This window comes from Flavobacterium sp. (genome assembly GCF_035456225.1).
Classification (GTDB): domain Bacteria; phylum Bacteroidota; class Bacteroidia; order Flavobacteriales; family Flavobacteriaceae; genus Flavobacterium.
Map to the genome: position 1 here is coordinate 23,712 of NZ_DATIDM010000220.1, position 14,227 is coordinate 37,938.

General features: G+C 40.4%; 10 protein-coding genes. 5 read left to right on the top strand and 5 right to left on the bottom strand.

The features are described 5' to 3' along the window. The first annotated feature begins 1 nt into the window (after window position 1). The 3 genes from VLB74_RS12805 to VLB74_RS12815 all read left to right on the top strand — a co-directional run bounded on the left by VLB74_RS12805 (window position 2) and on the right by VLB74_RS12815 (window position 2,190). Window positions 2-763 (top strand): succinate dehydrogenase/fumarate reductase iron-sulfur subunit, encoded by a 762-nt coding sequence (locus VLB74_RS12805; protein ID WP_325203844.1) that lies wholly within the window; start codon window positions 2-4, stop codon window positions 761-763. Between the two features lie 11 nt (window positions 764-774). Continuing rightward, window positions 775-1,332 (top strand): hypothetical protein, encoded by a 558-nt coding sequence (locus tag VLB74_RS12810; protein WP_325203845.1) that lies wholly within the window; start codon window positions 775-777, stop codon window positions 1,330-1,332. 90 nt (window positions 1,333-1,422) lie between these two features. Next, complete coding sequence (locus tag VLB74_RS12815) at window positions 1,423-2,190, top strand: amidohydrolase (protein ID WP_325203846.1); 768 nt, start codon at window positions 1,423-1,425, stop codon at window positions 2,188-2,190. On the opposite strand, the gene VLB74_RS12820 is transcribed toward VLB74_RS12815, so the two are convergent. After that, entirely contained in the window at window positions 2,174-3,775 is a 1,602-nt protein-coding gene (locus VLB74_RS12820) for an Ig-like domain-containing domain (protein ID WP_325203847.1), read from the bottom strand. The genes VLB74_RS12815 and VLB74_RS12820 overlap by 17 nt on opposite strands. 66 nt (window positions 3,776-3,841) lie before the next feature. Next, window positions 3,842-4,525, bottom strand: coding sequence for a ComF family protein (locus VLB74_RS12825; RefSeq protein WP_325203848.1), 684 nt, complete (start codon window positions 4,523-4,525; stop codon window positions 3,842-3,844). 63 nt (window positions 4,526-4,588) lie between these two features. Here VLB74_RS12825 and VLB74_RS12830 point away from each other — a divergent pair, with 63 nt between their 5' ends. Next, window positions 4,589-5,263: a hypothetical protein gene (locus tag VLB74_RS12830; protein ID WP_325203849.1), complete on the top strand. Its 675-nt coding sequence runs from the start codon at window positions 4,589-4,591 to the stop codon at window positions 5,261-5,263. Between the two features lie 66 nt (window positions 5,264-5,329). Then, window positions 5,330-6,871, top strand: a complete 1,542-nt coding sequence (locus VLB74_RS12835; RefSeq protein ID WP_325203850.1) for a glycine--tRNA ligase — start codon at window positions 5,330-5,332, stop codon at window positions 6,869-6,871. A 77-nt stretch (window positions 6,872-6,948) separates the two neighbouring features. Here the strand turns inward: VLB74_RS12835 and thiL are convergent, their stop codons facing one another. The 3 genes from thiL to lepA form a co-directional block, all read right to left on the bottom strand. Further along, entirely contained in the window at window positions 6,949-7,995 is a 1,047-nt protein-coding gene (gene thiL, locus VLB74_RS12840; protein ID WP_325203851.1) for a thiamine-phosphate kinase, read from the bottom strand. 83 nt (window positions 7,996-8,078) lie between these two features. Further along, window positions 8,079-12,299 (bottom strand): T9SS type B sorting domain-containing protein, encoded by a 4,221-nt coding sequence (locus VLB74_RS12845; RefSeq protein ID WP_325203852.1) that lies wholly within the window; start codon window positions 12,297-12,299, stop codon window positions 8,079-8,081. A 173-nt stretch (window positions 12,300-12,472) separates the two neighbouring features. Continuing rightward, window positions 12,473-14,227: translation elongation factor 4 (gene lepA, locus VLB74_RS12850; RefSeq protein ID WP_325203853.1), on the bottom strand; the 1,755-nt coding region annotated here is incomplete at its 5' end.

Here is a 14,227-nt window from a genome sequence, read left to right on the forward strand (position 1 = left end):
TATGTCTTCAGCAAAAAATATCAATATAAACCTTAAAATTTGGCGTCAGAAAAACGCGAAATCCAAAGGAAGCATGGAAACTTATAAATTGGATAATGTTTCTACTGCCAGTTCGTTTTTGGAAATGTTAGACCAATTAAACGAACAATTAGTAAGTGAAAGAAAAGAGCCTGTAGCATTTGATCACGACTGTCGTGAAGGAATCTGCGGAATGTGCTCGTTATACATTAACGGACGTGCACACGGACCGGATACAGGAATTACTACTTGTCAGCTACACATGCGTATGTTCAACGACGGGGATACGATTTATGTAGAGCCATGGAGAAGTAAGGCGTTCCCGGTAATCAAGGATTTGGTTGTGGACAGAACTTCTTTTGAGAGAATCCAACAGGCAGGTGGTTTTGTATCTGTAAACACTTCCGGAAACACTATTGATGCCAATTCAATCCCAGTTCCTAAACATGATGCAGACAAAGCATTCGAAGCAGCGGCTTGTATCGGTTGTGGTGCTTGTGTGGCTACTTGTAAAAATGGTTCGGCTATGTTATTCGTTGGTGCAAAAGTGTCGCAGTACGCTTTATTGCCACAAGGAAAAGTGGAGGCTACACAACGTGTATTAAACATGGTGCGTCAGATGGATGAAGAAGGATTCGGAAACTGTACCAACACCGGTGCATGTGAAGTGGAATGTCCGAAAGGAATTTCTTTGGAAAACATCGCTCGTATGAACCGTGAGTTCCTTAAAGCTAGTTTAAAATAATCCAATCGCATATGAAAAAAATTCTAACATTAATCCTTGTTGCTGCACTTGCAGTTTCATGTAATTCAGATGATGATACTCCTTCTGGAGGAACTGGCGAAACATTTCCTATGTCCGCTACGGTTGATGGACAGGTTTTTTCTATGGGGCCAGAAAATGGTGGTAATTTGAGCGATCCGTCCGGAGGGATGTTTGGTTCCGAATATCATTTATTAGAAGGACATAAATTGGTAAATATCGTCGGAGCGTTGACATCCAAGGAGCCAATTGTGCAATATGATTATTACGTTCGATTGGCCATTCCAAAAACAGACATCGCTGTTGGGACTTATGATTTCACTAATCCACAATTGCCAAATGGCTATTTTGCCGATTTGGAAATCACTTCTGATTCTGCAGGTGAAGGTGAAGATGAAGTCACTGCCGACGGTAGAATTATTGTGAACAGTTGGGACAGTACAACAGGGAGATTGAAAGGAACGTTTGAGTTTACGACCAATGACGGTCTGACAGCTACCGAGACACATGTTGTAACGGGTTCCTTCAATTATATTCTTGCAGACGAATAATATAATTTATTATATGTAAATTTGACAAAACGCATCCGACATTGTTGGATGCGTTTTTTGTTTTTATTACTTTTAGCAAAAAGTTCAGCTATGCAAATTTCAATTATTCAGGCGCCTCTTTTTTGGGAAAATCCCGAAGTTAACCGAAATTATTTTTCAGCCAAGATTCAAAACATACCGGAAGAAACTTTATTGGTGGTCTTACCGGAGATGTTTACCTCCGGATTTACGATGAATCCGCATGAAGTGGCAGAAGATATGAACGGGGAGACGGTGCAGTGGATGAAAACAACGGCTATGAACAGAAACATTGCCTTAACCGGAAGTGTCATTATCCGCGAAGACGGGAATTATTATAATCGACTGTTATTTGTGTTTCCAACAGGAGAAATCGAGTATTATGACAAACGTCACTTGTTTTCTTTGGCAGGTGAAGACAAGGTTTATACAAAAGGTAATGAGAAAAAAATAGTCAATTATTTGGGGTGGCGTATTTGTCTTTTTATTTGCTATGATTTGCGTTTTCCTGTTTTTTCACGCTTTAACGACGATTATGATTTGCTGGTTTATGTAGCCAACTGGCCGCAACCCAGAATCGGTGCGTGGGATACGCTTTTGAAAGCCCGGGCTATCGAGAACATGACGTATGTGATTGGAGTGAACCGTGTCGGAGAAGATGAAAACGACAATAATTATCCGGGACATTCCCAAATTTTAGATTACCTGGGTGCTTATATGGTAGAACCATCCGAAAAAGAAATGGTTTTTTCTGTTCGATTGGATAAAGAACTGATGCTGGCCAACCGTAATAAATTCGGGTTTTTACGAGATCGCGATAGTTTTACTTTGACAGAATAAACCTTTCATCCATGTACCAATTGGCATGGACATCCAACACCTGCGGAAAATAAATTACTTCTTCGGCCTGTCTTTTTTCAAGGAAATTTCCTGTTGTCCATTCGCCGTCCTTGTTGTCATCGTATATGATGCGGAGCGTGTATTTGGCCGGTTCTAACGATTCGAAATTAATAACGGTTTCCTTCTCCGAATAGGCGGAAGCCAAGACTTTTTCTTTGACATCCAGTAATTCTATCATGATTGGGAATCGTTTGACATTTTCTAAAGTAACTTTTAATTCACCATAATCGGAAAGGCTCGTGGTATTAACGAAAAACTGCAGTGAGTCGTTTTCTTTGTCATAGAAATCTTTTAGAGCACCCTTCAACAACTTGATTTTGTATTTCTGGTTTTCTTCTTTTTTAAAATTAAGGGCGATTTCCTGCTCCATTTCTTTATAATCTGCCGTGAAAGAAACGTTGGTTGAATCTTTTTTGGTGATTATGATTTTAGAAGCATCCACGTTGGATAAAGGAAGGGTAGTTGTCAGGGTAAGAACATCCCTGAAATGAAGGGTTCCCTTTTGTTTTGTGTTGATGCTCAAAGTGTCTACAGCTTTCATTTCTTTAATTCGGGCTGTGAGCGTTTTCGAATAATTATCGTTTGTTACATCCAATTGAAGAGAATCCGTTTTGATTTTCGGAATCCATATTTGTAACGAGTCTTTTCCGGCTAAACGGGTTAGTTTTGTAGGGATTATTTCGCTGCCCTTCCGAGCCGTTATTTTGGTGTTTTTCGGATTTCCTTCGTAGCCCATGAGCAGTCGGTTGGAGCTGGCCTGCGATGGTTTATTGGCTTTAAAAACCGTCTTCTCTTTGAATAATTCAAGTTGGTAGAGTGTGTCTGTCGGAAGTGTGATTTCCCGATTGTAAAAACCTATTTTGTCTTCTTTCGGGTCGAATTTGTAATTGTTGTTCTGATCTTTTAGGGCAAGCAGACGGTATTTGCCCGGTTTGATGTTTTCAAAGGCGTAGGCTTTTAAACTGTCTAAAGTATTGGTAACGTAATGCGGCTGTTTCTTATAAACGGTAGAATCAGTGTAAGTTTCGGATTCATAAAGCATCACACTTACAAAGTTGTCCGGTTTTTTGGAATAGGCGTCCTTGATTGTTCCACCCAATTTGAGTGAATCAATATAGCTTCCTGTGGAAAAGACATACTTAAATTGCGAATAGGGATTGCCCTCGTTATTGTCAGCAATACTTTGCCCGAAGTTGAAGCTGTATGTAGTGTTTGGCTGCAGTGTGTCCAGTATTTTTATGGTGATGAATTTGCTCGCACTTCCCATTGGGACAATTATCGGAGCATTTTTCATCGGAGGGGAAATGATGAGTTGTTTGCTGATGTCTTTGATTTTGATGAACTCGTCAAAGTTTATTTTGATGAAATCCCCCTTAAAGTTAGTGTTGAAATTCTTAGGTACGCTGCTGATGATCTTTGGAGGAATAGTGTCTTTTCCGCCACCGGTAATGGTGCCTCTTTTGGCACAGCTGGTAGCTATAATGGAAAGAAAAAGAACAAATAGTATATACTTTGATTTTAGCATCCTGAATTTCATTTAACAATACAAAATAACAATTATATTTAGAGGAAATAAAATGTTTTCTGAAAATTATGAATGGGCAAAGGCCATCGTGAGGATACTGACTCTTGCATCGGGTATTTTTAAAAGCGCTTTTCCACAAGCTTCCAGAGTGGCGCCGCTGGTTATCACATCATCAATTAATAAAAAATGTTTCCCGTGATCTTTTTCGGTATAATTTGCCTCGAACAGCGATGTGTTTACATCTGTTCGCCCCAAAAGATTTTTTTTAGTTTGCGTTTTAGAATGAAAGTTCCGGTTTAATAGGCCGTCTTCATATGGGATGGAAAGCCTTTCAGATAATATTGATCCAAATTGCGTCACCTGATTGTAGCCTCTTTCTTTAAGCCTTTTTTTATGAAGAGGCACCGGAATTACCGCATCGAATTTTTCTGTCGAATGAATTTTTAAAAGTTCTTCCCCATAAATCTCCCCAAAAAAAGTGCCGACTTCTTCCGCGCCTTTGTATTTTAAATTGTGGATGAGCTGTTGAACAATTCCCTTTTTATTAAAATACACTATTGATGAGGCATGAATTACAGGAAGCCTTCCGTAAAATTTTTTAAAAGTTTCGTTATTCCTTACAAGATGGTGATTCGTGTATGGCAAGTCATGCCTGCATTTTGAACAAATAACGGCTTCGTTGTTTAACAAAACAGTATCACATCCGTTACAAATTGATGGAAAAAGAAGTTTGAGTAGGTTTTTTATCATTTCATCGATTTTTTTGTTACAATATTTGAAAAATTGTTATATTCGAAATTATTACTTTACAAAATGCCACAGAATAAATTATTACACTTGACTACTTTTGGTGTTGGGTTACTTGCTATAGGATTGATAACAGTTTCTTTTAAATTGTACGATTTTTCTTTAAAAAATGAGGAGCTCAAAGATAAAATAAAATTAGAAAAATCAATACACCAGAATCAGATTTCCGAAATACTTAAAAGGTATGATTCCCTTAATAAGGAGTTTGCCGATAAAAGCATGGTTGCAAAAAAGCCTATGACAGCCAATGCCGGAGTTTTGCCTGCTAAACAAAATGTAGATTACGATAGTAAATCAAATTCGAAAAAAGAACGAGAGAAGCTGACTGCCCTTAATATAAGTGCTCGCGGTGTCCATTTAATTTCCGATGATGTTGTCGAAACGAATGTGTCTTCCAAAATCGATCAGGTGCGTGTTCGTTTCACTTTAGTGGAAAATAAAGACATCGAATCCGGAATCAAAAAGATTTTCATTCAGGTAACCAACCCTAAACACCGGTTTCTTACATTGGATGGAAAATCCAAAACTCAATTGGTCAAGGAAATTTATTACGACAGATTTAATACAGACGCTTGTGTGTTTATTGATCTTCATCAGTACCAACTGATAGTCGGAGATTATAAAATCAATCTGATTAATGAAGGCGAGATTATTGGAACCACTAATTTCAGAGTCAATTAGTATTCTTCCAAAAAGATAGTTTTTTGACTATTTTTTCCCGACCTATTTTTATACTTTTGCGTCATTATGGCAAAACAAGAAGACTTATTTAAAAATGTGGTTTCGCATGCAAAAGAGTATGGATTTATTTTCCAGTCAAGCGAAATTTACGATGGTTTAAGCGCAGTATATGACTATGCGCAAAACGGAGTTGAATTAAAGAAAAATATCAGAGACTATTGGTGGAAATCAATGGTGCAGATGCACGAAAATATCGTGGGGATTGATTCCGCGATTTTCATGCACCCCACAACATGGAAGGCGTCCGGACACGTGGATGCGTTCAATGATCCGTTGATCGACAACAAAGACTCTAAAAAAAGATACCGTGCCGATGTTTTAATCGAGGATTATGCCGAGAAATTAAATCAGAAAGCACAAAAAGAAATCGATAAAGCCAGAGCACGTTATGGCGAAGCTTTCAACGAGCAGGAATTTGTAACCACAAATGCACGTGTAGTAGAATATCTTTCTAAAAAGAAAGAAATTTTAGAAAGAATGGCGCGTTCATTGGAAACTGAAAACCTGGCTGATGTGAAAGCATTAATCGAAGAGTTGGAAATCGCAGATCCTGAAACCGGTTCAAAAAACTGGACGGATGTGCGTCAGTTCAACCTGATGTTCGGAACAAAACTGGGAGCTTCTGCGGATTCTGCAATGGATTTATACTTACGCCCTGAGACGGCACAGGGGATTTTCGTAAACTTCCTGAACGTTCAGAAAACGGGTCGTATGAAAGTTCCGTTCGGGATAGCACAAACCGGTAAAGCGTTCCGTAATGAGATCGTGGCGCGTCAGTTTATCTTCCGTATGCGTGAATTCGAACAGATGGAAATGCAGTTTTTCGTTCGTCCGGGAGAAGAAATGAAATACTACGAGTACTGGAAAGAAACGCGTTTGAAATGGCATTTGTCGCTTGGTTTGGGTAAAGAAAATTACCGTTTCCACGATCACGAGAAATTAGCGCATTATGCCAATGCGGCAGCTGATATCGAATTTAACTTCCCATTCGGATTTAAAGAATTGGAGGGAATTCATTCAAGAACCGATTTCGATTTGAAGGCTCACGAACAATTCTCCGGTAAAAAAATGCAGTATTTCGATACCGAATTAAACCAAAATTATACACCTTATGTGGTGGAAACTTCGGTTGGTTTGGATCGTATGTTCCTGGCTGTTTTCTCCAACTCGTTGAAAGAAGAGACTTTGGAAGATGGCTCGACAAGGACTGTGTTGCGCTTACCAAGTGTATTGGCACCAACAAAAGCAGCCGTTTTACCATTGGTGAAAAAAGACGGTTTGCCGGAAGTAGCCAGACAAATCATCGAGGATTTGAAATGGGATTTCAACGTAGCCTACGACGAAAAAGATGCGGTAGGTCGTCGTTACAGAAGACAAGATGCTTTGGGTACGCCTTTCTGTATCACAGTGGATCACCAGACTTTGGAAGACCAAACGGTTACTATCCGCCACAGAGATTCGATGCAGCAGGACCGAGTGAAAATAGAAGAGTTACGCGGAATCATTAATAAGGAAGTTTCCATGAGAAACTGGTTGATTAAGATGTAAACGTAAAACTGATAAATATAAAAATCCCAAATTCCAATTAAGGAGTTTGGGATTTTTTATAATTCGCAATTCGTAATTTATTCCGTCATGGCATCCCAGCCTCTGGCTTTCAATTCAATTCTTGTATTGGCTCTTGTAACCAAATGAATACCTTCACTTTCCTGGGTCATGTGTCCGATAACTGTAAAATTCGGATTTCCTTTAATTTTGTCAAAATCCTCCATTTTAATGGTGAACAACAACTCGTAATCTTCCCCGCCGTTAATGGCAACGGTCGTACTGTCGATGTTGAATTCCTCACACACATTAATCAATTGCGGATCCAGCGGTAATTTCTCTTCATACAAATTACAGCCCACATTCGACTGCTTGCACAAATGCATAATCTCCGAAGACAATCCGTCGGAAATATCAATCATGGAAGTCGGCTTGATTTCCAGTTTTTCCAGAATTTCGCGAACGTCAACTCGCGCTTCCGGTTTTAATTGGCGTTCGATTAAATACGTATAATCATCCAAATCGGGCTGGTTGTTCGGGTTTACCAAAAATACCTGCTTCTCGCGCTCCAAAACTTGCAGTCCCATATAAGCCGAACCAATATCGCCGGAAACGACCAATAAATCTTTTTCCCTGGCACCGTTACGGTACACGATTTCATCTTCATTAGCTTCCCCGATTGCCGTAACGGAAATAATCAGTCCTTTTTGAGAAGAAGTGGTATCGCCGCCAATCACATCAACGCCATAAACTTTTGCTGCAATTGCAATTCCCGAAAACAATTCCTCCAATGCTTCTAACGGAAAACGATTGGATACCGCTATGGAAATCGTAATCTGTGTTGCTTTGGCATTCATCGCGCAGATATCGGAAACATTAACCGCAACTGCTTTGTATCCCAAGTGTTTTAGAGGCATGTAAGCCAAATCAAAATGAACGCCTTCAATCAATAAATCGGTAGAGACAATGGTTTTTTTGTCTTTGAAATCCAAAACGGCGGCATCATCACCAATTCCTTTTACGGTAGTTGGCTGTGAGATTTCAAACTGTTTGGTCAGATGATCTATCAAACCGAATTCACCCAACTGGGCAATACTGGTTCGTTGTTGGTTTTTGTCTTCAATCATTTTTTAGGAACTATGTTTCAGAGGGACAAAGGTACAAAGTTTAAAAACAAAAAACCCGACTACTTATGTAATCGGGCTTTGATTTATCGTTTCATGCTGAAGTGGGCTTTAAATTCACGATCTTCATCGTTGAGTTTGTAAAATACCTGGAACCAATAGTCGGTCGATGGAAGCGGATGTCCGTTTAAGGTACCATCCCATCCCGGATCTGTCGGGTAAATCTGTTTTAGCAGTTTCCCATAGCGGTCATAAATATTTATCGTTGCTTCAGATTGGTTTTTCAAATCCCAAATATTCCACAGGTCGTTTATTCCATCGCCATTTGGAGTGAAGAAATTTGGATAGTGTAATACAGTAGCCATTAGGATTAAATCACCACAACTTGCTTGTGAAACATCTCTTATATAAATCAGATGATCTCCTGAGACCACATTGTGGAATACATTGCTCGACTGATAAGGTCCGTCAGGATTGTCCAGGGAGAATTCATAAGTGCCAAAGCCTCCGGTAATATTGACAATCAGGTCTATTTGATTCTGAAAAGCATCGGACATGGTAATGGTTGCCGTTGCCCTGCTGGATTTGGTTATGATAACCTGTGTGTCTTTGTAGTTGCAATTCGAGCCTATATCAGGAGTGAGTTTTGTGAAACGTACATCATACGTTCCTTCCTGGGTGGCTGTGTACGTCGGGCCTGTACCCATAAGAGTGCTTCCCAAATACCAATCGACGGTATATATTGCTGGGTTAAGCCCTGTATTTATGGTGTAAGGACGAATGGTTTGATTGGTAGTAGGATCTACACAAATCGTGCCGTCCGGAAAATCGATATCTAATAAAGGATGAACCGTAAATGTGAATTGGGTTTCATCATTGCAATTGACATTGTTGGTTGCCGTCGCATAAACATATACGGTATAGGTGTCCGGCGTTGAAAAGGTATACTCTGCCGGAGAAATAAGCCCGACACCTCCCGGCTGCGAATAGTAATTAATAGTATAATTTACCGTTGGAAGAGCTGGAAGGGTATAACTGCCGCATTTTTCAGTGGCAAATGATAATGCAGGTAGTATTGGAGTGTCTGAAACGGTAACGGTAAATGATTTTTCTTCAATGCAGGCTATTCCAAATCGACCTCCATTTACAGCATAAACATAAATAGTTACAGGCGTGTTGGCCGATGTGAAAACTGTTCCGGGCGATACGGGATTTACTCCGTTTGTATTATAAAAATATCCGATGCTGTAATTGTTGGAAGATTCCGGTGGAACGTGTGTTAATACAGGCAAAGAATAGCTGTCGCAAACGGTTACATCAGAGTAATCGGGTAGGTTGATGCCGTTGAAATATACTTCAAAAGGTTTGTCGAACGTACAACCGGATGCCGGATCAACATTATACATAAAAAATGTATTATCCGTGCTGAAAACATCAGAGGCATTAACAACGGTTCCGGAACCGTTAGGTCCTCCGGGGGCAGTATATACAGTTCCGTTTGTTGGAGTAGGAATGCTGTAAGGACTACATTCGATTCTGTTTATTGGTTCGTCGGTTACCGGATACGGGTTGATGTTAATGGTGAAATTAGTTTCATTGACACAGCCATTGCTGTTCGGACCGCTGTAAATGTAATATGTTCCGGGATTTAAGCGGGTTCCGGATAAATCTATAACCGCTCCGGGGGATAAAGCTGTTTGTCCCGGTGTTGAAGGCCCACCCGGTAAGGCGTAATAACTTCCGTTGGTTAGGTTCGGCAGGATAAATTCGCCACAAAAGGTACCACCTGTAATGGTATCAACTGCCGGCAATGGGTGAATGGTTATGCTGTAACTTAAAGTGTGGGTACAGTTTGGTATTGTAGTTGTGTTGGCGTAATAATAAACGGTTTGCGAGGAGGTTATCGGAATGTTTGGATTAACAACAGATCCGCCTCCCATTGGGGCCGTATAATAATTTCCGAAAGCTATTGGGGCCAATGTATAACTGCCGCATCCTGATACCGGTACAAAAAGTGAAGTGTCCACAATGTTTATGGTAAACTGACTTTCAGAAGAACAGTGACCTGCATTATTGTTGACATCTATATAGGTGTTTTGATTGTAGATATAGACTATTTGTGAACTGGTTATTGTAGTGTTGGGATTAATGGCAACCTGTCCAATTGCGGTCGGCCCACCCGGTAAAGTATAGTAAGAACCGTTGGTAGGGATTGGAAGCGTATAGGAGTTACATGTTGTAACATCAGCCAGAATATCAATTAAAGGAATCGGGTGGATGTTTATCGTGAATAGCGTATCCACACAGGGCAGGTTGTGTACTTCCGCGTAATAATATAAGTTTTGCGTAATGGCAGTTTGCGTACTGTTTGTATAAGTGGTGCCTGTTGGAATCAGTATTCCTGTGCCGTTTGGTCCTCCCGGAGCGGTATAAAATGCGCCAATATTATACGGTGGTGCCGGAACGGTGAAACTGCCACAGTTGTCTAATGTGGGTACATACTCATCCATCAGGTAAACGTTGAAATTGCTCTGATTGGTACAGCCATTGGCATCCGGACCAACGAAAATATAGTAAGTTCCGGATAAATCCAAGACATCTCCGGCATTGTATTGTGTGCCGGTTCCGTCCGGACCACTGTAATAAGTTCCGTTTGTGATGACAGGCAGGGTAAAGCTGCTACATTCTACTGGACTTGAGATAGTGTCCACGACTGGTAGCGGATTTACCGTAATTACAACACTGGTTACATCGATGCAATTTGGATTTGAATTGTCCTGTAACTGTGCCCAAACGGTAATTGAATTGCTTCCGGAAGGGATGTTGATAGAGTACCCAATACTGTTTGTGCCTTGTTCGGCATCGGATTGTGAATTGTAATAGGTTACTGTATAATCGGTAGAAGGTAGTCCATTAAGTACATATAAATTCGCATTTAATAAGTTATAGGATTGGCCGCCTATGCTGTCACAGACTTCAATATTAATATTTGTGCCTGCAGTTACTGGATTACTTACAATCAGGTTAAAAGCGTATACGGCATCACAAAAACTGTTGGTTTGCGTGTTGAAGAGTTTAATATAGATGGTCTGACTTCCAGCGCTGGAGTACGAAGCAAGGTTTCCGTTCGGAATAGGAGTATTCGACGCGATATCGGTTAAACTCTCATAATAGAAAATATCATATTGGGTTCCGTCAATTCCTAATTGCGTTTCATTGTTAGTGGTTAAGTCAAATGTATAATTGGTACTTCCATTATTGCAGGTCTGAAGGTTGATGGGAGTATTCACCATCAGGTTGTTAAAAATTACAGTATCGGTCAGAAAACAAGTGCCTTTTCTTATTGCTACGGAATAGGTTCCGGGCTGTGTTACAGTATAGGTTGGATTTGTTGCTCCGGGAATCGAAATTCCATTTAAAAACCATATGTAAGTAAAAGAGTTGTCTAAATTGGTGTCCAGCACAAAAGTATCACCGGTGCATATTGTACGGTCAGCGCCTAAATCAAAGGTGTTTTCAAAACTTCCCGCAGCAATAAATACGGCCGAATCATATTCGAAATCGCCATAATCGCCAATTGCAAGTTTTAAGCGATACGGATTGTTGGGTAAAACGGTTGAAGATGCATTTAAAACAACGGTATGGCCTCTCATGTTCAGGGCGGATGCGGCCGGGTTGTTTACATTGTATACGCCGAAAAGATTCGGATTGGTAGATCCGCAGGTATTGTTGTAAAGCGCGTTTTTGATGTTTTTTACCGTTACCGGGTTAGTGGTTCCGGGAATAACCGCCAGATTGGTTGTTATGTTTGTTGTTAAATCAGTTAATTCAAAAGCGAAAATATCGTTAGAAAGACACTGAAATTGACCATATTCATTCGATGCGAAAAGAAAGTCGAAACTGAATGAATTTGAAATAGGGGTAAAATCAAACTGTAAATAAGCTAAATCAACAAGTGCAGTGTTTTGTCCGCTGCTAATATTGCTCAAGTTTTGAAGAAAAGCGTCTGTTCCTCCACCGGTAGCATTGGTGCTCATGTTCAATCCGGTGTAGAGACCTTGTGTGTTTGTGGCATTCCCATTTCGGATAATTATTCCTTCACTGATGGGGAAAGAAGATCCGTTTTTGTTAAAATATGCCACCGATTGAGCGGATGAAGATGAAATGTTGGAACCCGTAACGCACGAATTTCCCAATAACAGGTCGACTAAATCTGCCGGTGTTTTAGAAGTGTCATCAACCGTTATGGTTTGTGAATATGCGGTTATACTCAGTAAAACGAATACTATTGATGCTATTCTTTTCATTTATGGAAATCAGATTTAGGATAGTTAAACCACAAATATAATCGGTATCCCTATTAATGATAACAGCATGTCAAATAGTTAACAATAGCGGTCTTAAATGTTAAAAAAATAAAAAACCCGACTACTTTCGCAATCGGGTTTTCTATTTTCTATTTTCTTTTGTCTAAAAAAAATTAATCATTTAATTTAAGAACCGCCATAAACGCCTCTTGTGGAATCTCAACATTTCCTACCTGGCGCATACGTTTTTTACCTTTTTTCTGTTTTTCCAACAATTTACGTTTACGGGAAATATCCCCTCCATAACATTTTGCGGTTACGTCTTTACGTAAGGCTTTGATGGTTTCACGAGCGATGATTTTAGCACCGATCGCAGCCTGAATAGGAATGTCGAATTGCTGTCTTGGGATCAGTTCGCGCAATTTCTCACACATTTTTTTCCCGATGTTATACGCATTGTCCTCGTGAATCAACGCCGAAAGCGCATCCACCGACTGTGCATTCAAAAGTACATCCAGTTTTACCAATTTCGAAGTACGCATACCAATCGGGGAATAGTCAAAAGAAGCATATCCTTTGGAAACCGTTTTCAATCGGTCGTAGAAGTCGAATACGATTTCCGCCAGCGGCATATCGAAATTCAATTCCACACGCTCCGTAGTCAGATACGTTTGGTTGGTAATCAATCCGCGTTTTTCAATACACAAACTCATTACGTTCCCCACGAAATCCGCTTTGGTAATAATTGTAGCCTTAATATATGGTTCTTCTACGCGGTCTAATTTTGAAGGTTCCGGTAAGTCGGACGGATTATTTACGATCATTCCAACTTCCGGATCTTTTTTGGTATAAGCCAAATACGATACGTTGGGAACCGTTGTGATTACGGTCATGTCGAATTCACGTTCCAAACGCTCCTGAATGATTTCCATGTGCAGCATTCCCAAGAATCCGCATCGGAAACCAAAACCTAACGCCGCCGAACTTTCCGCGGTAAATACCAATGAGGCGTCATTCAACTGCAGTTTCTCCATCGAGGCACGCAGGTCTTCATAATCTTCGGTGTCTACCGGATAAATTCCGGCAAATACCATCGGTTTCACATCTTCGAAACCGGTAATCATATTGGTGGTAGGTGTTTTTGCATCTGTCAAAGTATCACCCACTTTTACTTCTTTAGCTTCCTTAATTCCCGAAATCAAATAACCTACGTCTCCGGCAGAAATAACCTGTTTCGGAACCTGATTCAGTTTCAGCGTACCGATTTCATCGGCAAAATATTCGTTACCCGTTGCCATGAATTTTATTTTCTGACCTTTACGGATTTCCCCGTTTTTCACTCGGAAGATAACTTCAATTCCTCTGAACGGATTGTAAACCGAGTCAAAAATAAGGGCCTGAAGCGGTTCTTCCGGATCTCCTTTCGGTGCCGGGATTTTTTCGATAATGGCAGCTAAAATATTCTCCACTCCAAATCCGGTTTTACCCGATGCGTGGATAATATCTTCTAATTTACAGCCCAACAAATCAATGATATCGTCGCTTACTTCCTCCGGATTCGCGCTTGGTAAATCTACTTTGTTCAATACCGGAATAATTTCCAAGTCATTTTCCAAAGCAAGGTATAAGTTGGAAATCGTCTGTGCCTGAATGCTTTGTGCGGCATCCACAATCAAAAGCGCGCCTTCACAAGCGGCAATCGAACGGGAAACCTCATACGAGAAATCCACGTGACCCGGAGTGTCAATCAGGTTCAGAATATAATCTTCGCCTTTGTATTTGTACTCCATCTGAATAGCGTGGCTCTTAATCGTAATCCCGCGTTCGCGCTCCAAGTCCATGTTGTCCAGCAACTGCGCTTTTTCCTCGCGAGCCGTTACCGTTTGGGTTGCCCCCAACAATCGGTCAGCCAAAGTACTTTTTCCGTG